The sequence below is a fragment of the Alishewanella aestuarii B11 genome (genome assembly GCF_000280055.1).
In the GTDB taxonomy this organism is placed as follows: domain Bacteria; phylum Pseudomonadota; class Gammaproteobacteria; order Enterobacterales; family Alteromonadaceae; genus Alishewanella; species Alishewanella aestuarii.
On the sequence record NZ_ALAB01000027.1, the window covers coordinates 145,782 to 165,868 of the forward strand.

The window sequence follows — 20,087 nt, forward strand, 5'->3', positions numbered from 1 at the left end:
GTTCAGCCGCGATTCAGCCGCGGCCCACTATAAGTTGTATACTAAATGTCCAACCCTCTGCCGGCGCAACTTAACGCCCGTGGTAAGGAGCTTGATATGACGATACAACGAACCCTGCCACAGCTACTGTTAGCCCTGGCGATTTTATTGCTCAGCGCCTGCGCCAGTCAGGCACAAAGCCGCACCAGTAACAGCGAGGCCGAGCTGGACCAGATGCTGGCCCCGATTGCACTGTATCCGGACTCAGTACTAACCCACGTCTTGATTGCCTCGACCTATCCGCTGGAAATTGTGCAGGCGGCACGCTGGTTAGAGCGTAACCCGGATCTTCGCGGCGAAGACGCGGTAGAAGCCGTGCAAGGCCAGGACTGGGACCCCAGTGTGCAGGCTCTGGTTGCCTTCCCGCAGTTAGTGCAACGCCTGAATGATGATCTGCAATGGACGCAGCGGCTGGGAGAAATCTTTTTAGCCGATGAGCCAGCGTTACTGGCCAGTATTCAGCGCTTACGGCAACGCGCCTATGCTCAGGGTTCGCTGCAACAGATGGAGCATGTGGTGGTGGAGCGCGAACGCGAAGTGATCGTGATTGAACCGGCGCGGCGTGAAGTGATTTATGTGCCCTACTACGATACCCGGGTGGTTTACGGTAACTGGTGGTGGCCAGCCTATCCGCCACTGTATTGGTATGAGCCGGTCGGTCACCGCAGCCGGGTCAGCTTTTACTGGAGCAGTGGTTACCATGTCAGACCGGCGTTTTATTTCAGCGTCTTCGACTGGCATCGTCATCATGTGATAGTGCACCACTATTACTATCATAAACCACCGCGCTATTATCCAAAACGGCAGCACTTCCACAATGCACCACGTTGGCAGCATGATCATTATCACCGCCGTGGCGTGCATTACCGGCACAGTCAGTTACGTGACCGGCCAGACTATCAGCACCGCCCTGATCGATCACGCCGTCATGACGATGCGCCGCACAGACCTCGCGAACAATGGCGTGCTGAGCGTAATCAGGAGCCGCGCTCACAACCAGACAATCGCTTTATTCCGGCCGACAGCAAGCTCCGTCAGGCTAACCGCGAAGCTGAGGCAGCACCACGTAGTGCGCAGCGCGAAGGCCGTCAGTATGACAGCAACCGTCAGCCGCGCCAGCATGAGATAGCACGAAGCGAACGGCCGCAACGTCAGGAGCGCCCTGCGCAGGGACGTATTGCTCAGCAATGGGCGGAAAATGAGCAGCGTATGCAGCCAATCCCTGTTGCAGACACCAGCCCGGCCGTTGACCGGCAGCGGCCGCAACGTGTGCAGGACAGTGCGCTACGCACGCAACAGCGCAACGAGGCATTAAATAGAGAGCAGCGCGTGCAGTATCAACGGCCGCAGCAAGAGGTAAGAACCGAGCGGGTGCAGCCGCAAAGATTTCAGCAAGAGCGGGTACAACCGGTAAGCCGGCCAGCACAGGACAGTCAGCGGGTACAGCCGCAGCGGCCACAAATGGAACAACGGCAAGCCGTTGTCAGCCGGCCAGCAAGCGAGAGCCGGGCAACAGGTTCGATCTCCGAGCGCTCTAACCGCTTTGAGAACCGGCGCCAACAGCAGGACTAGGCCACGCTGCGCAACGGCGACCTGTCCCTACCACTTTGTTGATATAGAACAATACTTACCATTAAAGGCCCGCTTTGTAGCGGGCTTTTTTGATCCAGCCCAAGGTTTTCACCGCCAGCAAGCGCACAATGGCGCCAGTTATCTGACGGGAGAATACAATGAAAACAATGTTATCTACAGTAGCACTGGGCCTGAGTTTAGTTGCCGCCCCTGCGATGGCCGAATTTTCTGTCAACGTTGGCGCCATCAGCGTGATGCCAAGTGACAGCAGCGGCAATCTGAATGTGGTAGAAGCCGTCGCAGGCTTACCGGCCGGCTCAACTGGCGTCAAGGTGAATGACAATACCCAACTGGGCCTGACCTTTGACTACAAACTGGATAAAAACTGGGGCGTGCAGTTGATTGCCGCTACCCCTTTTACCCACAAAATCAGTGGCGATGGCGCTATTGACGGTTTAAAAGTAGGTAAAACCAAACATTTACCGCCTACCTTACTCGGCCAGTATTATTTTGATGTTGGTAACAGCAACATTCAGCCTTTTGTTGGCCTGGGCGTCAATTACACCAACTTCTTTAATACCGAAGCCGATGGTCAGCTGAAAAGCACGCTGGTCGCGCTGGGTGCGGCTGGTGCTAATGATCCTGTGACCATTAAGCTGAAAAACTCCTGGGGCCTGGCCGCACAAGCCGGCGTCAATATCAAACTGGCTGATAACCTGGGTGTCCACCTGATGATCAGCAAAATTGATATCGATACCAAGGCGCATGTCCGGGTTAATGGCAATACAGTGCAAAGCGTTGATGTCAGCATTGATCCGCTGGTAGCAATGATTGGTCTGCGCTGGACGCTGTAAGTTTTATCTTGCCCTTTGCCGTCAACATTACGGTGTTGACGGTATTTTTCCGGGCGCTCCGACCAAAGTCGGGGCTTTTCCCGCTCCGGCTTCTGGATTAGAGTGCTAATACTGATCTCAAGCCGGAGCTGTTATGCCAAGTCCTGTTTCCAAACTTAACTGGCAACACCTGCTAAAATCCGGAAACCGGATTTTTATTGGCTCCCATGCCGCGGTGCCAACCCTACTGATTGACGATCTGATTGCGAATGCCAAAAGCCTGCATGATATTGAAATTGTGCAACTGGTGACCCTGTCAGACAACAAATGGGCCAAACCCGAGTTTCAGCATTTATTTAAGGTCAATACCTTCTTTATCGGCGGCCATACCGTGCGTCAGGCTGTCGCTGAGGGCCGGGCTGATTACACCCCCTGTTTTATGACCGATATTCCGGCGCTGTTTACCGACGGCGTACTGCCGCTGGATGCCGCGCTGATTATGGTGAGCCCGGCCGATGAACATGGCTATCATTCACTTGGTGTATCAGTTGATGTGATAGCCGCTGCAGCAAAGGCCGCCAAAACGGTGATTGCCCAGGTCAATCCGGCGATGCCGATCACTTACGGCCAGTCTTTTATTCATAAAGACGATATCGATGCTTTTTTCTATGCCGAGCAGCCACTGCCGGAAGTCCAGCCTACCGAGCTGGATCCGCGCACTGAGCGTATCGGCCAGTATGTGTCGCTGCTGGTCGAAGATGGCGCCACTATTCAGCTTGGCGTAGGTAAAATCTGCGAAGCGGTAACCCGCTATCTGAGTAATCACAAGGATCTGGGCCTGCATACCGAGCTGCTGACCGACGGTGTACTGGAGCTGATTAAAAAAGGGGTGATCAACAACAGGCGCAAAACCTTTCATCCCGGCAAAAGTGTCACCAGCTTTTGTATCGGCACTAAGCAGCTGTATGACTTTGTGCACCAAAACCCGCATATCGGCTTCTATCCCAGTGAGTATGTCAATTCGCCCAGCAACATTGCCCGCAACGAGCGGATGGTGTCAATTAACAGTGCCATCGAAGTGGATCTGACCGGCCAGGTGGTGTCAGATTCAATCGGTCATCAGTTTTATAGTGGCGTCGGTGGTCAGGTTGACTTTAGCCGTGGTGCCTCAATGAGTAACGGTGGTAAACCCATTATTGCCCTGCCCTCTACTGCCAAAAGCGGCTCAATTTCCCGGATCGTGCCGCATATCCGGGAAGGCGCCGGTGTCGTTACCAGCCGCGCCCATGTGCATTATGTGGTCACTGAATTTGGCGTCGCCTCACTGCGCGGCAAAAGTATCCGCGAGCGGGCGCTGGAACTGATCCGGGTCGCCCATCCAAAGTTCCGTAATCAGCTGTTAGCTGAAGTGCGCAAGCATTACTGGGTACCGCATTATCAGGTACAAACCCCGGTCGAAGTGCCGGAGCTGGGACCTGTGGGTTTTAAAGAGCTGACCATTAACGGCGAAAGCTTTGATTTACGGCCGCTGAATCCGTCAGATGAGCGGCGTTTGCAGGAGTTTTTCTACTCCCACACCAAAGAAACACTGCAAATGCGCTACAACTCCGTGCCGACCCAGATGAGTCGCGAGAAGTCCTGTACTTTGGTTAGCGTCGATCAATCAAAAGATCTGGCACTGTGTATCGTTAAACAAAAAGGCTCAGTGGTGGAAATTCAGGCCGTCGGCCGTTATTACCTGATTGAAAGCCAGAATAGCTGCGAAGTCGCCTTTGTTACCCGCGAAAAATTTCAGGGCAAAGGCATGGCGAAACGGCTGCTGGCAGAAATGATTAATGTGGCCCGTATTCGTGGTTTAAGCTCAATGCAGGCCTATGTACGGGCAGAAAACAAACCGATGCTCAGAGTATTTGAAAACGCCGGCTTTGTGCGCCTGCCAAGTGACGATCCGTCAGAAGCCTATTTAAAACTGGACTTAACCCCGGCAGGAGAGTGCTGATGCCCATTACCATTTTCAGCCACCCCAGCTGCTACTACCATGAAAATGGCGTTGATCATCCGGAATGTCCGGAACGTTTATCGGCCATCAACGATCAGTTGATCCGCTCCGGTATGGAATATGTGGTGATGCAGCGCGATGCCACCGCAGCAACTAAAGAAGCCTTGTATCTGGCCCACGGCAAACTTTATGTTGACGAGCTGTTTGCCAAAGCGCCAAGCGAAGGCCATATCTGGCTGGATCCCGATACCATTATGGGTCCCAAAAGTCTGAATGCGGCTTTGCATGCTGCCGGCAGTGGCATTAACGCCGTAGATCAGGTGATGGCTGGCAGTAACGAGCAGGCATTTTGCGCGGTGCGCCCACCGGGCCACCACGCCACCCGCGAGCAGGCAATGGGTTTTTGCCTGCTAAATAATATTGCGATTGCCGCCGAGCATGCCTTGAACCAGTACCAGCTCAGCCGAATTGCCATCGTCGATTTTGACGTACATCATGGCAATGGTACCGAGGATATCTTTCAACATGAACCACGGGTGCTATTTTGCTCCTCGTTTGAACATCCGCTGTATCCCTACACTGGCGCTGAGACAAATAACGAACATATTATCAATCTGCCACTGGCCGGTGGCTGTCGCGGCACCGCCTGGCGGGAACAGGTAAAACAGCACTGGCTACCCGCTATTGATCGTTTTGCACCACAGCTGATTTTAATCTCCGCCGGCTTTGACGGCCACGCTGAAGATGAGATGGCGCATTTTATGTTGCGCGAAGAAGACTACCAGTGGATTGCCACTGAACTGAAGCAACTGGCCGACAAACACTGCCAGGGCCGTATCGTCGCCATGCTGGAAGGCGGTTATGCCTTAAGTGCGCTCGGACGCAGCGTAGTGGCTTTTCTAAAAGGTTTGCTCTAGGTCCAATTTTAGCTGCTAAGCTTAGTGCAACTCAGGGTACTTTTGCTTATGCAGCTGATTAAAAACTACTTTCCATCTTTATCCTATCTGGACCCGGCCAGCGAGGCGGAGTTCCGGCTGTATCTGGTTGCCAGTACCCGCCATATTGCGCAGCGGCTGGCGCTGGTCTGTGCCCTGTTGCTGCTAGTGTTCAGTGCCACCGATATTATCCTGGGCGATCAATGGCACAGCCTGAACAATCTATCGCGCTTTATTGCGGCAGCACTGATTGTAAGCTTTGCAGTTTACAACCGGCGCCTGACACCCGATCACTGGCTACAAGGTTGGCTGGCGATAGCCGCCCTGGTGTTATTGCTGCTGGCGGTGACCTTTTACAGCTCAGCCCAATATTTTGGCAAACTGGGCGAAGGTGGCCCTTTGGTGGTAGCCTTCGCGCTGGCTGCTATCCCGATTTTCAACCTGCAGCAAAAACTGCTGCTCTGGCTGCAACTGAGCGCCAGCATTGTGTTTCTGAAATACTGTACCGATACCAACACCGGCTGGACGCTGTTTTATCTGAGTATTACGTTATTACTCTGCCTGAGCTGGCAACGGCAATTTGATATTTTATTGCGCAGCCAGTTTAAAACCGTGCGGCTGGAGCAACAAAAAGCCGAAACTGATCAGTTAACCGGTTTGCTGAACCGGCGTAGCTTTGAACAACGTTTGCAAGAAAAGCTGCAAAGCCTGCAAGCCGGCCAGCAGTTGTCTCTGGGTTTGTTAGATATCGACTATTTTAAACGCTACAACGACCACTACGGTCATCTGGATGGTGATCTGGTGTTGGTGCAACTGTCGCGTTTGCTCTCCGCAGAATCCGGGCTATTGGTGGTACGTTTTGGCGGCGAAGAATTCATTCTGGTTGAACAACATAGCGCCGACTCACCTAGCTCGCTATTGCAATTACCCCGCAAGTTAGCGGCCCTGGCCATTCCCCATCAAAACTCGCCCTTTAATGTGGTCACCGCGTCGATTGGTATTGTTACCCTAAACTATCCAGGCAGCGGCTATCAAAGTGGTCAGCTGATGCATCAAGCCGATCAACTGCTCTATGAGGCGAAAGAACAAGGCCGTAATCAGGCCCGGCAACAGTTTTTGAGCTAGACAAAATGTGTTAATCGTTTAAGAATGCACGCGAATAGTCAATGACAAGGATTAAGTTTGAAAAACATCAGAAAAATCGCCAAATTAACTGCAATTGTCGTCAGCTTACTAATTAGTGCCTGCAGCACTTACAGTACCCAACAAGGCGCCGATGATTTCTTTGACGGCGCGATCAACAATGCCAAGCAATCTCAGACGCAGTCGCCGACTGCGATTAATCTGGCGGAACCCTCGGCAAAGGCAGACACCCTGGCTGGGCTCGTTAATATCGGTTTTGGTTGGATCCGCTCCTTGTTCGTGGAAGAAAAAAACCAGTAGTGATGCCGTGATAGCTAGTTCGTGACAACGGTAAAAGCACCCAATAAAAAACCTGCCGCAGCAGGTTTTTTTATTCGGTTAACTTAAAGCGTCAGGCTAAAGACTAGCCTAACCAGACCCGGGCATTGCGGAACATCCGCATCCAGGGGCTGTCCTCCTGCCAGTCATCCGGATGCCAGGAGTTGGCCACGGTGCGGAATACCCGCTCCGGGTGTGGCATCATAATGGTAACCCGGCCATCGGTAGTAGTCAGCGCGGTAATACCAGCCACTGAACCATTCGGGTTTGCCGGATACTGCTCGGTAACCTGACCATAGTTATCAACAAAACGCAGTGCCACAGTACCGCTTTGATTGGCAGCAGCAAAGGCAGCTTGAGAGGCAAACTCGGCATGGCCTTCACCGTGCGATACCGCAATCGGCATCCGCGAGCCAGCCATACCGCTAAAGAACAGCGACGGGCTTTGCTGGACTTCCACCAGGCTAAAGCGGGCTTCAAAGCGCTCAGATTTATTGCGCACAAAGTGTGGCCATAAATCGGCACCCGGGATCAGGCTCTTCAGATTCGACATCATCTGACAACCGTTACAAACACCCAAGGCAAAGGTGGATTGCCGTTCAAAGAAGGTTTGGAACTCTTTGCGTGCCTGCTCGTTAAACAGCACTGACTTGGCCCAGCCTTCACCGGCCCCTAACACGTCACCGTAAGAGAAACCACCACAGGCTGCTAAACCGTTAAAGTCTTTTAACGACACCTGACCGCTCAGAATATCGCTCATATGCACGTCAACGGCGCTAAAGCCGGCACGGTTAAAGGCAGCAGCCATTTCCAGCTGCGAGTTCACGCCCTGCTCGCGCAAAATCGCGATCCTGGGTGCAGCGCCTTTTAAAATCATCGGCGCGGCAATATCGGCATTCTGATCAAAGGTCAGTTTGGCATGCAAGCCCGGATCCTGCTGATCGGCCTTGGCGTCAAACTCCTGCTTGGCACCCGCCGGGTTATCGCGCAGGCTTTGCATCTGATAAGTCGTTTCGGCCCAGACGGTACGCAGCCGGCTGCGGCTATCGTTAAATACCACTGTGCCCTGCTGGCTGATCGCAAAACGATCGCTTTGCTCAACTTTACCTACAACATGGCTTAATGCTGCCAGGTTATGTGTTGCCAGCACCTGCTGGACATAAGCCAGTTCACTGTCGGCAACCTGCAGCACCGCACCCAGCTCTTCGCTGAATAACGCCGCCAGCGCATCGCTACCCAGAGCGCTGATGTCGGCGGCGATACCGGCTTTACCGGCAAAGGCCATCTCGGCCAGGGTGACAAATAAACCACCGTCGGAGCGATCATGGTAGGCAAGCAATTTCTGCTCGCGCGTCAGTTGCTGCATGGCATTAAAGAAGTTAATCAGTAGCTGTGGGCTATCCAGATCAGCAGGCTGATCGCCCAGTTGCTTATACACCTGAGCTAAACACGAGCCGCCTAAGCGGTTAGCGCCCTGCCCCAGATCAATTAACAATAAGGAGCTGGCACCTTTATCCGTGCGCAGCTGTGGCGTCACGGTTTTACGGATATCTTCTACCCGGGCAAAGGCGGTGATAATCAGCGACATAGGCGCGGTAACGGCCTTATCTTCACCATCCTGTTGCCAGCGGGTTTTCATTGACATCGAGTCTTTGCCCACCGGGATGGTCACTTTTAGTGCCGGACACAGCTCTTCGCCGACCGCTTTTACTGCCGCATATAAACCGGCATCTTCGCCGGGGTGACCGGCGGCGGCCATCCAGTTAGCAGAAAGTTTAATCCGGTTTAAGTCGCCAATATCTGTGGCAGCAATATTAGTAATGGCTTCCGCTACGGCCAGACGGGCCGAGGCAGCAAAGTCCAGCAAGGCAACCGGCGTCCGCTCACCCATCGCCATGGCTTCGCCATGGTAAGTATCATAACTGGCGGCAGTGACACCACAGTTCGCCACCGGTACCTGCCAGGGGCCCACCATCTGATCGCGCGCAACCAAACCCGTTACCGTACGATCACCAATAGTTACCAGGAAGGTTTTCTCGGCAATGGTCGGCAAACGTAATAAACGCTCAGCCGCATCGGCAAGCGTAATAGCAGAGCGATCTAGAGGCTTAGCCGGCGCTTTTAAGCTTTGCACTTCGCGGTGCATTTTTGGCGCCTTGCCCAGTAACACGTTTAACGGCAGATCAATCGGCGTATTGCCAAAGTAACTGTCGCTCAGCGTTAAATGCTGTTCAGCAGTGGCTTCACCCACTACCGCATAAGGGGCGCGTTCACGTTTACAGATGGCTTCGAATACCGGCATTTTGTCGGCCGGGATCGCCATTACATAGCGCTCCTGCGATTCGTTACACCAGATTTGCAGCGGCGACATGCCAGGCTCATCGTTCGGTACATTACGCAGCTCGAACTTACCACCGACACCGCCGTCGTTTACCAGCTCCGGGAAGGCATTGGATAAACCGCCGGCACCAACGTCATGAATAAAGACGATAGGGTTGTCCTGGCCCAGCTGCCAGCAGCGGTCAATCACTTCCTGACAACGGCGTTCAATTTCCGGGTTATCGCGCTGTACCGAAGCAAAGTCCAGATCTTCATTCGACTGGCCTGATGCCATCGAAGACGCCGCACCACCACCCAGACCGATATTCATCGCCGGGCCGCCTAATACCACTAGCTTGGCACCCACCGGCAAATCGCCTTTTTGGACGTGCTCTTCACGGATATTGCCCAGACCACCGGCAATCATAATCGGCTTATGGTAACCACGAACTTCTTCGCCGTTATGGCTGTGTACCTTTTCTTCGTAGGTACGGAAATAACCGTTGATCGCCGGGCGACCAAATTCGTTGTTAAAGGCAGCGCCACCCAATGGACCTTCCAACATAATGTCCAGCGCGGTAACAATGCGCTCCGGCTTACTAAAATCACTTTCCCACGGCTGTACAAAGCCCGGAATACGCAGGTTAGACACCGAGAAACCCACTAAACCCGCTTTGGGCTTAGAACCCACGCCAGTGGCACCCTCGTCACGGATTTCGCCGCCCGAGCCGGTTGCCGCACCCGGATAAGGTGAAATCGCCGTGGGGTGGTTATGGGTTTCTACCTTCATCAGCACATGGATTGGTTCATGGTGATACTGATACTCGCGGCTAGTCGGTGTTGGGAAGAAACGACCGGCTTCAGAGCCAACCATCACCGCTGCGTTGTCTTTATAGGCTGATAACACATAATCCGGCGTTTGCTCGAAGGTGTTTTTAATCATTTTAAACAGCGATTTCGGCTGTTTTACGCCATCGATGGTCCAGTCGGCGTTAAAAATCTTGTGCCGGCAGTGCTCAGAGTTGGCCTGCGCAAACATATAGAGTTCAATGTCGTTCGGGTTGCGGCCCAGCTGCTGAAAATTGCTGACCAGATAATCAATTTCATCATCGGCCAAGGCCAGACCCATCGTCTGGTTGGCCTGTTCCAGCGCCGCACGGCCACCGCTCAGAATGTCCACCGAGCTTAAGGTTCCCGGCTCGGCCTGTGTAAACAGCGCGGCAGCCTGCTCCAACTCGGTAAATACCGCTTCCATCATCCGATCATGTAACAGGCTGGCCAGTTGTTGCTGCTGAGCCGCAGTTAAGGCTACTGCGTCAACATAATAGGCAATACCACGCTCTAAGCGTTTTACCGTTGGCAGGTTACAGTTGCGGGCAATGTCGGTGGCTTTGGAAGACCAGGGCGAAATGGTGCCGGGGCGTGGTGTCACTAACAGCAACAAGCCTGTTGGCTGGTGACTGGCGATACTCGGACCATAGGTTAACAGTTTATCCAGCACCTGCTGCTGTTCGCAGCTAAGTGGTGCCGATAAATCAGCAAAATGCATATATTCGGCATAGATACCGTTAACCGGTAAATTTTGCTGGGCACAAAGATCGAGTAACTTTTGAATTCGGAATTCGGACAGTGCAGGTGCACCACGCAGGATCAACATAGGCTATTTTCCGTTGGTTGAACGACAGTGGAACCTAGGGCGTGTTGACGTTTGCTGCTTGTTTTTGCAGCAAACATCAACACGCCTTAAAAGGCGCCACATTATAAAGAAAATTCGCGCTAAGTGATATGTGAAAAGGCTGGCTGCGACTAAGAAGTTTGCGGTAACATCGCAAAATCGTCTAAACCGGAACTGATTATGCTGCGATTATGGTCTGTGCTTTGCCTGAGCTTGCTGTTACTGGCCTGCTCTAAGCCATTGCCAGAGCAAACAAATCAGCTGGCTGACATTTATCAGCGCGGTCAATTACGGGTTGGCATCCTGCATGGCCCGACCAGTTACTATATTGGTGTCGATGGCCCTACCGGCTTTGAGTATGAGTTGGCTAAGGGGCTGGCCGATCGCTTAGGCGTTGAACTGCAACTGTTCCCCAGCTTCGATTTAGATGATTTACAAACCAAGCTGAAAAATGGTCAGGTGGATTTTATTGCCGGCGGCCTGACACTGACCCCAGAGCGCACCCAAAAATTCCGGGCGGCACCGGCCTACCGCTGGATTAACGAACTGTTGGTGTTTCGCCAGGGTAACAACTGGCCGCAACAATTAACCGACCTAACTGAGCCAGTGATTGTCTCCGCTCACAGTAGCCATGCGGAAACCCTGAAACGACTCAGTGCAGAGATTCCTGGGCTGAGCTATCAGGAAGATCCGGAGCTGGATGCCGACGAGCTGCTGCAAAAAGTGGTCGATGGCAGCATCCGCTATACCCTGACCGACTCTAACCAGTTGGCGGTAAACCGCCGGCTATTCCCGCAACTGAATATCGGCCTGACAGTCAGTGAAAATCTGCCGGTAGGTTGGCTGCTACCCAAAAATCAGGACGATAGCCTGTTTAGTGTACTGATTGAGTATTTTGGCCATGTTTATCAAAATGGCGATTTGGTTACGCTGGAAGATCGCTATTTTGGCCATGTTGAGCTGTTTGACTATGTCGATACCATCCGCTTTATCCGGGCTATCGAGGACACCCTACCGGCATTCCGGCACTGGTTTATCGAATATGCCGGCGACCTCGACTGGCGCCTGTTAGCGGCGCTGAGTTATCAGGAATCGCACTGGAATCCGAAAGCCCGCAGCCCTACCGGGGTACGCGGCATGATGATGCTAACCATGCCCACTGCGCGGCAAATGGGAGTACAAAGCCGGTTGGATGCCGAAGAAAGTATTGCCGGGGGTAGCCGTTATCTGCAGCTGCTGCTAAACCGGATCCCGGAGCGGATCCCGATGCCAGACCGGCTGTGGTTTGCGCTGGCGTCGTACAATATTGGCTGGGGTCATCTGGAAGATGCCCGGCGCCTGACGCAGCGTGATGGCGCCGATCCGGATAAATGGTTGGAAGTAAAACAGCGCTTGCCGTTGCTACGGCAAAAATCGGTGTACCAACATACCCGCTTTGGTTTTGCCCGCGGTGACGAAGCCGCACTCTATGTTGAAAATATCCGCCGCTATTACGATACGCTAGTGGGTGTAGATGAGCGGCAACAATTAGAGCAGCGTCAGGAACAACAGCGGCAACGACTGGTCGAACAAAGTGAGCAAGTTGCCGAGGCGCCGCCCCTGTCACAATAAATTCATCTGGGGTGCTTGCAGCCCGCCAGCCCTGCCCATATTATTCACAACAGTGTAAAGAACAGGATAAGTCTATGCTAAAAAAGAAAAAGCCGGCGCTAAAACGCCGCCGTCGCTTACTGGATGTGGCATCCAGCCGCCGCCGGATTAAGCGCAATCTGCAAATTAAAAAGGTACATCACCGCCGCCGCAGTTTTATTGCTTACTTTCAACATCTGGTTGAAGCGCCTGCTGTTTAAGCTGTTTTTTCTCGGCCCGCCGGCGTTGAAAAAACGCAGACAACATGGCGGCACATTCCTCAGCCAGCACCCCGGCCGTTACCTCTAACTGATGATTAAACTGCGGGTAGCGCACTAAATCGAGCACCGAGCCTGCGGCACCGGTTTTATAATCAGCCGCCCCGTAGACCAGACGTTTGATCCGGCTATGTACCAGCACCCCAGCGCACATGGTACAGGGTTCCAGCGTAACATAGAGCGTACAATCGAGCAGCCTATAGTTGTCCAGCACCTGGCCAGCCTGACGTACCGCCTGCATTTCAGCGTGCGCCGAGGGATCATTCAGACTAATCATCTGGTTCCAGCCTTCAGCAACGATCTGCTGATCTTTAACCAATACCGCCCCGACTGGCACCTCGCCCAGCTGTTCCGCCCGCTGTGCCAGCATCATTGCATGGCGCATCCACTGTTCGTCAGTCATAAAGCCTTACAAAAATTCACTTTCTTTGGCCAATTTTACCACTAGACTATGTTAAAGCTGACTAAATATTTGCATTTTACGCTAAGTACAGGCCGCACCTTTAAATCAATTTGCTATTAATCAATAACTTACAATAATGGCATTGTGCTTGCTTTTACTTACAAAAAAACAGCAAGGAGATAACAATGGATATTGGCGTGGTGGTAATAGTGGTAGTGGCAATCGTCGGTGGCGTGGCCTATGATGCGCTGAAAATGCGCTATAAATACCGGCACCTGGCGTCGGGTAAAGGCTTTGATGAACTGCAGCAGGAACTGCTGGCAGTAAAAGAGCGCCTGGCGACACTGGAAAGCATAGTGACAGATAAAAAATATCAGTTAAAAGAAGAAATTAACCGGTTATAACAGGGAGAACACAGATGGGTCCATTTGAAATTGCCGCTATCGCCATTATTGGTGGCCTGGGTTACGCAGCCTACGAAACGCATATGAAAACCAAAGGCAAAGCCGGCAAGGCGGATATCGAAGCCTTACAGGCAGAAATTGCCAAACTGAAGGAACGGGTGGGCACCCTGGAAAGTATTGTTACCGATAAGTCCTATCAGCTAAAAGAGCAGATTAACAAGCTCTGACAACACCATCCTAAGACCTCCGGAACGGGCCGCTTACTGCTGCCCGTTTTTATTTTTGCTGTAACAACCCAGACCTACCGCCGCCACCAACCCAGACGCTGGCCCTGCCGCTGACTGACTGCTCTGATAAAGATTTTCACTACTAATTGGTTAATTTCGCTAAAGCAGGTGGTCTAAAATCTCTACAGCGATAAACAGCACGACTTAAGCAATTGATATTTAACAACTATATTATTGGCATACTGTTTGATTACCTTAAGCTAACCTGAATCAATAGCTCGAACAAAAGGACCTTAGTATGAACAGAACAATCGTTATTATTTTATTAGTCGCCGTAGGTATTTACTGCTTACCAAGCTTAATCGCCATTGCTGCAACCATCTTTGGCTTACTAATTGGTCTGGTCGGCGCGGTCATTGGCATCGGCCTGACCTTGTTATTCACCGTATTACCCCTGGTGATCCTGGGTTATCTGGTCTGGTGGCTGGTGCGTGATAATAAGCGCAGCCGGCAGTACTAAGCAGTTAGCTGGCAGGCGCAGGTATCGCTATAAAACGAGCAGTACCCAGGGTGCCAATAAAATCTTCACCACAGCACTAAACTGAATTCAGAGGCTGAACGATAGTTCAGCCTCTGGCACTTCTGGCCTGGCTTAAAGCTGCTCAGCCTCCTTTTAAACGCTTTAAGCGCAGCAGATCGCGGCCGAGCTCGTAAGCCGGAAAGCAGGCGGTAATTAACAAAGTCGCCGTTATAATGCGCTGCATTGCCCCCCATTCATCGGCGTTAGGCAATTCGTCAAGTTTAATATCTAACAGTGGTCCATTCACAGCCAGATAAAGCAAAATCAGCACCAGCGCACTATTTAGCACCACATTCGCGATCAACAGCGGGCGATTCCAGAAGCGTTGTTTTAGTTGCCCGATATTCAGCACTATGCCGGCCAGCAACACCGGTGTGCACCAGCTGAGAAACTGCCGTGCTGGCTCAGCCAGACTAATACGCTGCGCCTCTAACTGCTCTGGGGTAAACCAAAGCGGATACCAGATCAGCACCAACAAAAAGGCATAGGTGCCAAGATCGGTGAAAATATTCTGCAGCGAAATCGTCTGCCAGCCCGGCCCCACCGCCGGTAACTGCCGCGGATGCCAGTTCGGTGTGGCGTTTGTCGTTGCAGCTGGCTCTCGCGATAACAACATATAAGTCACAGTTATGGCCGTAAATGCCAGACAGGCATCGCCGATAAAGCCACTGGCAACGCTTTTCAGATACAGCAGCAAACCAAACTGACTGTGCAACCAGGCGCTGGTACTGGCGATAATTTGCAGGACAAACAAAATCCCCAGCACCATATACAGGGTATAGCGGTACACCGGCATATAGCTCAGGCTAATTAACGGCTGCGGCGGCACAAATTGCTGGGCCACATCGCGTGGATGCCCCATTTGTAGCAGCACGGCAGCACTGTCGTCGTCGCTAAGCTCACCTTTTTGCTCCGCCAGCGCATCCAGCTGATCCCGGATATTGGCATTCAGTTCACGACCAATTTCATCGCGTTTATCCTCGGGTAACTCGCGCTGCACCGCAGCAATATAACGTGTTACTAAATCCATTATGCTGTCTCCTCTGGCTTTACACCCAGTAAGTTACTCAGGGCGCCATTAAGCTGTTGCCATTCATCGGTTAACTGCCCAAGCAAGCTGTGGCCGCTGGCAGATAGCTGGTAATAACGCCGCTCCCGCCCTTCGCCTTGCTGCCATTCACTGTCAAGTAACCCCTGCTCTGCCAGACGGCGGATCAGCGGATACAGGGTGCCTTCATCAATCTCAATACCGTTGTCGTTAAGCTGTTTGCGCAGCGAATAGCCATAATGCGCCTCTTTCAGCGACGCCAGCACCGCCAAAACCAGCACCCCGCGGCGCAGTTCCAGCCGAATTTTGTCCAGTTGCGATTGTGTCATCTTTTGCTCCTGATACTGTGTGCCGCATACTGTGCGTCACACAGCAAAATACTAGGTGACGCATAGTATAAAAGCAAGGGGGATAATAATTAAAAATTGCACTACTGGCCCATATGGGCTATTTTTAATAGGCCATATGAACCAAAAAGGGCTCAATGATGACTGTCAGCGCAGTGAAAAGCTTTAAACCCACACCGCTGTACCAACCGAATTTTTGGTATAGCCTTGGTATAGAAGATGAGGCAACGTCAAAAAATGCCGCTATTCATCAAGGCTTTAAACCAGAGGTCTATCGTAACATTCTGGCGAAAGCCCGGTTGTCACAAACCGAGTTTCACCATGTTACCCTGATCCCAATCAGCACCATTAAGCGCCGCCTGAAAAATGGAGAACGTTTCAACACTCAGGAAAGTGACGTTATGTACCGCCTGGCACTGCTGATCAAACTAGCGACCGAGCTTTTTGGCAATGAACAACGCGCTCTGACCTGGTTGCGTGAAAGTGTGTATGGCCTGAATGGCAAGCGGCCATTAGATATGATTGCGACCACTGTCGATTTTGAAACGGTTAAAGAGTTAATCGGCCGGCTCGAACACGGCGTGTTTTCTTGATGCAACTGTACCGGCTGACCCAAAAAAAGTTCGCCGAGGCGCCCTTCAATCCGCAAGGCGCAAAATTATTTGGCGGGCGCTGGAACTCAAAAGGCACAGCGGCGCTGTATTTCGCTGCATCTGAATCGCTTTGCATACTGGAAGTTTTTGTACACCTTAATCACGACCCTGAGGTGATTCACCAATACGATCTTTACCGCATTGAGTTACCCGACGAGCTGATTATCCCGTTGGACAATTCAGTTCTACCAGCTAACTGGCGGGCAATACCGGCGCCGGAACAGACGCAACTGATTGGCGATCAATTTCTTAACGCCGAAAACCCCGAGTTCGCCGCACTCCAGGTCCCTTCAAGCATTTCGCCGCGAGACCGTAACTACCTGATTAATCCGCAGCACCCGCTGCTGCCTGCTATCCTCGCCAAAGCCGAAAAACTCGAATTTAGTTTTGATTCACGGATCTTTAGATAGCTTAATACGCCAAATCCAATGCAACTCCCAGCCCCGACTGACTCCGTTATGCTCGGCCCCGGTATGCTTGCCGTACCGCAGTCGCCATCTGCGATAGTGGGATAAGCACCGTTAGTTGATGTCGCTCTATCATGTTGTGAGGAGAGGCTGCTTTGAACGTGAAACAGGAATTCAACACAATATATAACTGTCATACCTAAAACTTCGTGGCACCCAATAGAAAAACGAGCTAATATAAGACCATAATTAAGGTCAAAATAGAGGTTTTTATGCGTCAGGTATTAGCGGACTTTTCTGTAAGCATTTCAGAACTTAAGAAAAACCCCTCAGCCTTGCTCGCTCAGGCAAGTGGTTCACCGATAGCGGTGCTAAACCACAATAAACCTGCAGCCTATCTGATTCCAGCAGAGACCTACGAGGCTCTGATGGATATGCTGGAAGACTATGAATTGGCGCGGCTTGTTGAGGAACGTCGTGGTGACAAGGATAAAGCTATAACGGTGTCGCTGGATGACTTATAAGCTGCGATTTCTTCCGGCTGCGCTTAAGGAATGGGAAAAGCTTGGTGCCCCGATCAAGAGTCAATTCAAGAAAAAACTGGCGGAGCGATTAGAAAATCCCAGAGTACCTGCTGATAAGTTAAGTGGCTATGAATCAGTGTACAAAATTAAACTTCGCTCTGCCGGATATCGATTAGCCTATGAGGTTGTTGACGATGAACTGTTTGTGTATGTAATTGCCGTAGGTAAGCGGGAAAAGGGTAAGGTTTATTCGTCTCTCAAAAAGCGAACCTAAGATCTAATAGAGCAAGCACTACAAACAATTGCAATAGACACAGTTTTAACTCATTATTTTAAATAAACCGAATGCCCGCATTGATTTATTTGCGGACATTCAGTTTTGGTAGCAAACACACAGCTTGCGGACGCGGGGATCTGGCAATGCCCTATTTTCCAACGGCCAAATGCTGGAGCTGCGGGCTTTCTCGCGCACTGTTAGCTTTAGCGCTTAAAACACATAGATAAAGCCGATGCCAACCTCTGCTTCAAAGTCACCACGGGCAATCGGGCTTTTGCGGACAGCACTGCTAAAATGCTCATACAGTGCCTCACCATAAATCTGCCAGTTATTGTTTATGTAGTGACGATAATTGTAATTGATACCGACAGAGCGATAACCGCCGCTCATATTGGTTGCGGCTAAACCTGATACCGCCGATTGCTCAGCGGTGATGCCGAAATCTTTATTGGCATATTTACTATCGTGAAATACTGCAACAATATTCACCTCAGAGCCCGAACCATCAAACTTCTCGCCAAAGCGGCGACCCACACCAAACAAACCCAGGTTACCATCACCGCCGGTGACAAGCCGGCCAACCAGCCAATAGCGCCAATCTGTATCAAAGGCGCGACGGGTTTGCAGCACTAATTCAAAGCCCTCATCACTGTCACCGAGCCCATCCAGATAACCTTTTTTAGAATCACTTTCTGCACGCCCCTCATCAAAGCCAATAAGGGCTTCAAACAACCAGGTATCTGCACGTAAGCCACGCCACCCTATGGCTTCACCGACCCAATAGAACACATCATTACCGCGCCGCCATTGCAAGCCCCCTGCCGGTTCAAGCTCCAAACCAAATTCGTCTGAACCCTCGTAGGCCGTTTCGTATTCAATACCCGCACCTAACGCGAAACTCCAGCCATCTTTACCCCGACTAAAATCATCAATAGATGGCAAGGGCACCAAAGCGGTTCTTGTTTCTTGTGCGCTCGCTGCCGGCAACAGCAGGCTATGCATAACAAGGGCGGTACCTAACACTAGTAATTTCTTCATAAAATGCTTTCCTATGCCAATTTAGCAAAATGCCAACTTATCTATACATTAGCGTTTACGGATTTTGTTGCGTAAAGATCACTGTTTGTCATGTTTTTAGCGTGGTTCTGGTATCGACGCCGGCATGCCTGTCGTACCGGAATCGCCATCGGCGATATCGGGATAAGCACCTTTAGTATATGCCATGCCAGGTTTGCTGCAGAAAATGACGGGCTCTGAGCAATAAACCAAGCCCTCGAAGATTTAGCCTGACTTCGACTCCGGTATGCTTGCCGTACCGGAGTCGCCATCTGCGTTAGTGGGATATGCATCTTTAATTGATATCGTGCCAGGTCTGTAGCAGGAAATGACGGGCGTTGAGCAATAAATCAAGCCGCGCAGATTGAGCCTGATCTCGACTCCGGTATGCTTGCCGTACCGGAGTCGCAACCTGCGATAGTAGAGTTGGCACTTTTCGTTGATGTGGAGCCTAGCTTGTGGCGGAGAAACGCCGCTTTGAGTTTGGAGCGGAAATTGCCCCCGCAACAGAATTTACATACGGAAGTCTGCGTTATACAGCATAACTGGACATATTTCTGGTTTTTTCTAATCCTGATTTAGATGCTATTGCCGGGATAAAGTAGAACTAATTCTTGTCATCTGTACGTTATTTGCGTACACTTTCTCTATGAAAAGTGTATTTGTCGAATCAACAATTTTTGAAAAGCACCGAGATGAATACCTCAGTGATGATGAGTACAGGCTCTTTCAAGCTGAATTAATGTTAAACCCACACTTGGGTGATGTGATTCAAGGTACTGGCGGTTTACGCAAAATTCGAGTTGCCAGCAAAGGTAAAGGAAAACGTGGTGGTTCACGGATTATCTATTACTTTCTCGATGAAAAAAGGCGTTTCTATTTGCTAACCATTTACGGCAAAAATGAAATGTCCGATTTAAATGCAATTCAAAGAAAACAATTAATGGCTTTTATGGAGGCGTGGCGCAATGAGCACTCGTGATTTATTTGCAGAGTTAAGCTCAGCTCTTGTTGAGGCTAAACAGCATTCAGAAGGTAAGCTGACCCTAAAAACACATCATGTGAATGATACGGGTGAATTGAATATCTCACCAGATGAAATCGTGAGCATTCGAGAGCAGTTTAATATGTCCCGTGGCGTCTTCGCAAGGTTACTTCATACGTCTTCACGCACATTAGAAAACTGGGAACAAGGTCGTAGTGTGCCAAATGGTCAAGCTGTTACCCTTTTAAAGTTAGTACAGCGTCATCCTGAAACGCTGTCATACATAGCCGAGCTATAACAAACGGCTGTTGTCGCTACTACGGGCTTGGGCTCCTGCTGATAACTAAAAGCTGACCTTTATGCCAACGTAGTGAAATGTCTGCAATTGGCACATACCAAAAAAATCGCGACTCTCTGTACGACCAAGCCTATACCG

At 51.2% G+C, this 20,087-nt stretch carries 22 protein-coding genes; 17 read left to right on the forward strand and 5 right to left on the reverse strand.

Annotated elements, in window-relative coordinates:
- The first annotated feature begins 96 nt into the window (after window positions 1-96).
- From AEST_RS10210 to AEST_RS10235, 6 genes are all read left to right on the forward strand, one after another.
- Window positions 97-1,611 carry a DUF3300 domain-containing protein gene (locus AEST_RS10210; RefSeq protein WP_008608904.1) on the forward strand — a complete coding sequence of 505 codons (1,515 nt, stop codon included), beginning with the start codon at window positions 97-99 and terminating at the stop codon, window positions 1,609-1,611.
- Between the two features lie 158 nt (window positions 1,612-1,769).
- On the forward strand, window positions 1,770-2,465 hold the full coding sequence (locus tag AEST_RS10215) for an OmpW/AlkL family protein (RefSeq protein WP_008608905.1): 696 nt from the start codon (window positions 1,770-1,772) through the stop codon (window positions 2,463-2,465).
- A gap of 133 nt (window positions 2,466-2,598) precedes the next feature.
- The gene (locus AEST_RS10220) at window positions 2,599-4,443 is read left to right on the forward strand and encodes a bifunctional acetyl-CoA hydrolase/transferase family protein/GNAT family N-acetyltransferase (RefSeq protein WP_008608906.1); all 1,845 of its coding nucleotides are present in this window, start codon (window positions 2,599-2,601) and stop codon (window positions 4,441-4,443) included.
- Complete coding sequence (locus AEST_RS10225; protein WP_008608907.1) at window positions 4,443-5,360, forward strand: histone deacetylase family protein; 918 nt, start codon at window positions 4,443-4,445, stop codon at window positions 5,358-5,360. The genes AEST_RS10220 and AEST_RS10225 overlap by 1 nt, the downstream gene beginning before the upstream one ends.
- A 48-nt stretch (window positions 5,361-5,408) precedes the next feature.
- The gene (locus AEST_RS10230; protein WP_008608908.1) at window positions 5,409-6,503 is read left to right on the forward strand and encodes a diguanylate cyclase; all 1,095 of its coding nucleotides are present in this window, start codon (window positions 5,409-5,411) and stop codon (window positions 6,501-6,503) included.
- Window positions 6,504-6,560: 57 nt separating this feature from the next.
- Window positions 6,561-6,821: a hypothetical protein gene (locus tag AEST_RS10235; protein WP_008608909.1), complete on the forward strand. Its 261-nt coding sequence runs from the start codon at window positions 6,561-6,563 to the stop codon at window positions 6,819-6,821.
- Window positions 6,822-6,924: 103 nt separating this feature from the next.
- Here AEST_RS10235 and purL read toward each other — a convergent pair whose 3' ends face one another.
- Window positions 6,925-10,815 carry a phosphoribosylformylglycinamidine synthase gene (purL, locus tag AEST_RS10240; protein ID WP_008608910.1) on the reverse strand — a complete coding sequence of 1,297 codons (3,891 nt, stop codon included), beginning with the start codon at window positions 10,813-10,815 and terminating at the stop codon, window positions 6,925-6,927.
- A 198-nt stretch (window positions 10,816-11,013) separates the two neighbouring features.
- Here purL and mltF point away from each other — a divergent pair, with 198 nt between their 5' ends.
- Entirely contained in the window at window positions 11,014-12,444 is a 1,431-nt protein-coding gene (mltF, locus tag AEST_RS10245; RefSeq protein ID WP_008608915.1) for a membrane-bound lytic murein transglycosylase MltF, read from the forward strand.
- 74 nt (window positions 12,445-12,518) lie between these two features.
- Window positions 12,519-12,683, forward strand: coding sequence for a hypothetical protein (locus AEST_RS17270; RefSeq protein ID WP_008608916.1), 165 nt, complete (start codon window positions 12,519-12,521; stop codon window positions 12,681-12,683).
- On the opposite strand, the gene tadA is transcribed toward AEST_RS17270, so the two are convergent.
- Window positions 12,640-13,143, reverse strand: a complete 504-nt coding sequence (tadA, locus tag AEST_RS10250; RefSeq protein ID WP_008608919.1) for a tRNA adenosine(34) deaminase TadA — start codon at window positions 13,141-13,143, stop codon at window positions 12,640-12,642. The two genes, AEST_RS17270 and tadA, sit on opposite strands and share 44 nt — an antisense overlap.
- Before the next feature lie 185 nt (window positions 13,144-13,328).
- Here tadA and AEST_RS10255 point away from each other — a divergent pair, with 185 nt between their 5' ends.
- The 3 genes from AEST_RS10255 (at window position 13,329) to AEST_RS10265 (ending at window position 14,294) form a co-directional block, all read left to right on the forward strand.
- Window positions 13,329-13,547: a hypothetical protein gene (locus tag AEST_RS10255; RefSeq protein ID WP_008608920.1), complete on the forward strand. Its 219-nt coding sequence runs from the start codon at window positions 13,329-13,331 to the stop codon at window positions 13,545-13,547.
- A gap of 14 nt (window positions 13,548-13,561) precedes the next feature.
- Complete coding sequence (locus tag AEST_RS10260; protein WP_008608921.1) at window positions 13,562-13,774, forward strand: coiled-coil domain-containing protein; 213 nt, start codon at window positions 13,562-13,564, stop codon at window positions 13,772-13,774.
- A gap of 298 nt (window positions 13,775-14,072) precedes the next feature.
- Complete coding sequence (locus AEST_RS10265; protein ID WP_008608922.1) at window positions 14,073-14,294, forward strand: hypothetical protein; 222 nt, start codon at window positions 14,073-14,075, stop codon at window positions 14,292-14,294.
- Window positions 14,295-14,436: 142 nt separating this feature from the next.
- Here the strand turns inward: AEST_RS10265 and AEST_RS10270 are convergent, their stop codons facing one another.
- Window positions 14,437-15,384 carry an HAAS signaling domain-containing protein gene (locus AEST_RS10270; protein WP_008608923.1) on the reverse strand — a complete coding sequence of 316 codons (948 nt, stop codon included), beginning with the start codon at window positions 15,382-15,384 and terminating at the stop codon, window positions 14,437-14,439.
- Window positions 15,384-15,731, reverse strand: coding sequence for a PadR family transcriptional regulator (locus tag AEST_RS10275; protein WP_008608924.1), 348 nt, complete (start codon window positions 15,729-15,731; stop codon window positions 15,384-15,386). The genes AEST_RS10270 and AEST_RS10275 overlap by 1 nt, the downstream gene beginning before the upstream one ends.
- 158 nt (window positions 15,732-15,889) lie before the next feature.
- Between AEST_RS10275 and parS the strand changes: the two genes are divergently transcribed.
- The 4 genes from parS to AEST_RS10295 all read left to right on the forward strand — a co-directional run bounded on the left by parS (window position 15,890) and on the right by AEST_RS10295 (window position 17,607).
- Window positions 15,890-16,342: a type II RES/Xre toxin-antitoxin system antitoxin gene (parS, locus tag AEST_RS10280; protein ID WP_008608925.1), complete on the forward strand. Its 453-nt coding sequence runs from the start codon at window positions 15,890-15,892 to the stop codon at window positions 16,340-16,342.
- Window positions 16,342-16,812 carry an RES family NAD+ phosphorylase gene (locus AEST_RS10285; protein ID WP_008608926.1) on the forward strand — a complete coding sequence of 157 codons (471 nt, stop codon included), beginning with the start codon at window positions 16,342-16,344 and terminating at the stop codon, window positions 16,810-16,812. The genes parS and AEST_RS10285 overlap by 1 nt, the downstream gene beginning before the upstream one ends.
- A gap of 269 nt (window positions 16,813-17,081) precedes the next feature.
- Window positions 17,082-17,333, forward strand: a complete 252-nt coding sequence (locus AEST_RS10290; protein WP_008608928.1) for a type II toxin-antitoxin system Phd/YefM family antitoxin — start codon at window positions 17,082-17,084, stop codon at window positions 17,331-17,333.
- Window positions 17,323-17,607, forward strand: coding sequence for a type II toxin-antitoxin system RelE family toxin (locus tag AEST_RS10295; RefSeq protein ID WP_008949998.1), 285 nt, complete (start codon window positions 17,323-17,325; stop codon window positions 17,605-17,607). Before AEST_RS10290 ends, AEST_RS10295 begins: the two co-directional genes overlap by 11 nt.
- Window positions 17,608-17,820: 213 nt before the next feature.
- Here the strand turns inward: AEST_RS10295 and AEST_RS10300 are convergent, their stop codons facing one another.
- Window positions 17,821-18,648, reverse strand: coding sequence for a MipA/OmpV family protein (locus tag AEST_RS10300; protein WP_008608929.1), 828 nt, complete (start codon window positions 18,646-18,648; stop codon window positions 17,821-17,823).
- A gap of 667 nt (window positions 18,649-19,315) precedes the next feature.
- Between AEST_RS10300 and AEST_RS10310 the strand changes: the two genes are divergently transcribed.
- Window positions 19,316-19,648 carry a type II toxin-antitoxin system RelE/ParE family toxin gene (locus AEST_RS10310; protein ID WP_039925378.1) on the forward strand — a complete coding sequence of 111 codons (333 nt, stop codon included), beginning with the start codon at window positions 19,316-19,318 and terminating at the stop codon, window positions 19,646-19,648.
- Window positions 19,635-19,949, forward strand: a complete 315-nt coding sequence (locus AEST_RS10315; protein ID WP_039925379.1) for a helix-turn-helix domain-containing protein — start codon at window positions 19,635-19,637, stop codon at window positions 19,947-19,949. Before AEST_RS10310 ends, AEST_RS10315 begins: the two co-directional genes overlap by 14 nt.
- The last annotated feature ends 138 nt before the right edge of the window (window positions 19,950-20,087 follow it).

What these genes read in the sequence shown, in the direction of transcription:
- AEST_RS10210 (WP_008608904.1), top strand. Translation starts at nt 97, where the DNA reads ATGACGATACAACGAACCCTGCCACAGCTACTGTTAGCCCTGGCGATT.
- AEST_RS10215 (WP_008608905.1), top strand. Translation starts at nt 1,770, where the DNA reads ATGAAAACAATGTTATCTACAGTAGCACTGGGCCTGAGTTTAGTTGCC.
- AEST_RS10220 (WP_008608906.1), top strand. Translation starts at nt 2,599, where the DNA reads ATGCCAAGTCCTGTTTCCAAACTTAACTGGCAACACCTGCTAAAATCC.
- AEST_RS10225 (WP_008608907.1), top strand. Translation starts at nt 4,443, where the DNA reads ATGCCCATTACCATTTTCAGCCACCCCAGCTGCTACTACCATGAAAAT.
- AEST_RS10230 (WP_008608908.1), top strand. Translation starts at nt 5,409, where the DNA reads ATGCAGCTGATTAAAAACTACTTTCCATCTTTATCCTATCTGGACCCG.
- purL (WP_008608910.1), bottom strand. Translation starts at nt 10,815, where the DNA reads ATGTTGATCCTGCGTGGTGCACCTGCACTGTCCGAATTCCGAATTCAA.
- mltF (WP_008608915.1), top strand. Translation starts at nt 11,014, where the DNA reads ATGCTGCGATTATGGTCTGTGCTTTGCCTGAGCTTGCTGTTACTGGCC.
- AEST_RS17270 (WP_008608916.1), top strand. Translation starts at nt 12,519, where the DNA reads ATGCTAAAAAAGAAAAAGCCGGCGCTAAAACGCCGCCGTCGCTTACTG.
- tadA (WP_008608919.1), bottom strand. Translation starts at nt 13,143, where the DNA reads ATGACTGACGAACAGTGGATGCGCCATGCAATGATGCTGGCACAGCGG.
- AEST_RS10255 (WP_008608920.1), top strand. Translation starts at nt 13,329, where the DNA reads ATGGATATTGGCGTGGTGGTAATAGTGGTAGTGGCAATCGTCGGTGGC.
- AEST_RS10260 (WP_008608921.1), top strand. Translation starts at nt 13,562, where the DNA reads ATGGGTCCATTTGAAATTGCCGCTATCGCCATTATTGGTGGCCTGGGT.
- AEST_RS10265 (WP_008608922.1), top strand. Translation starts at nt 14,073, where the DNA reads ATGAACAGAACAATCGTTATTATTTTATTAGTCGCCGTAGGTATTTAC.
- AEST_RS10270 (WP_008608923.1), bottom strand. Translation starts at nt 15,384, where the DNA reads ATGGATTTAGTAACACGTTATATTGCTGCGGTGCAGCGCGAGTTACCC.
- AEST_RS10275 (WP_008608924.1), bottom strand. Translation starts at nt 15,731, where the DNA reads ATGACACAATCGCAACTGGACAAAATTCGGCTGGAACTGCGCCGCGGG.
- parS (WP_008608925.1), top strand. Translation starts at nt 15,890, where the DNA reads ATGACTGTCAGCGCAGTGAAAAGCTTTAAACCCACACCGCTGTACCAA.
- AEST_RS10285 (WP_008608926.1), top strand. Translation starts at nt 16,342, where the DNA reads ATGCAACTGTACCGGCTGACCCAAAAAAAGTTCGCCGAGGCGCCCTTC.
- AEST_RS10290 (WP_008608928.1), top strand. Translation starts at nt 17,082, where the DNA reads ATGCGTCAGGTATTAGCGGACTTTTCTGTAAGCATTTCAGAACTTAAG.
- AEST_RS10295 (WP_008949998.1), top strand. Translation starts at nt 17,323, where the DNA reads ATGACTTATAAGCTGCGATTTCTTCCGGCTGCGCTTAAGGAATGGGAA.
- AEST_RS10300 (WP_008608929.1), bottom strand. Translation starts at nt 18,648, where the DNA reads ATGAAGAAATTACTAGTGTTAGGTACCGCCCTTGTTATGCATAGCCTG.
- AEST_RS10310 (WP_039925378.1), top strand. Translation starts at nt 19,316, where the DNA reads ATGAAAAGTGTATTTGTCGAATCAACAATTTTTGAAAAGCACCGAGAT.
- AEST_RS10315 (WP_039925379.1), top strand. Translation starts at nt 19,635, where the DNA reads ATGAGCACTCGTGATTTATTTGCAGAGTTAAGCTCAGCTCTTGTTGAG.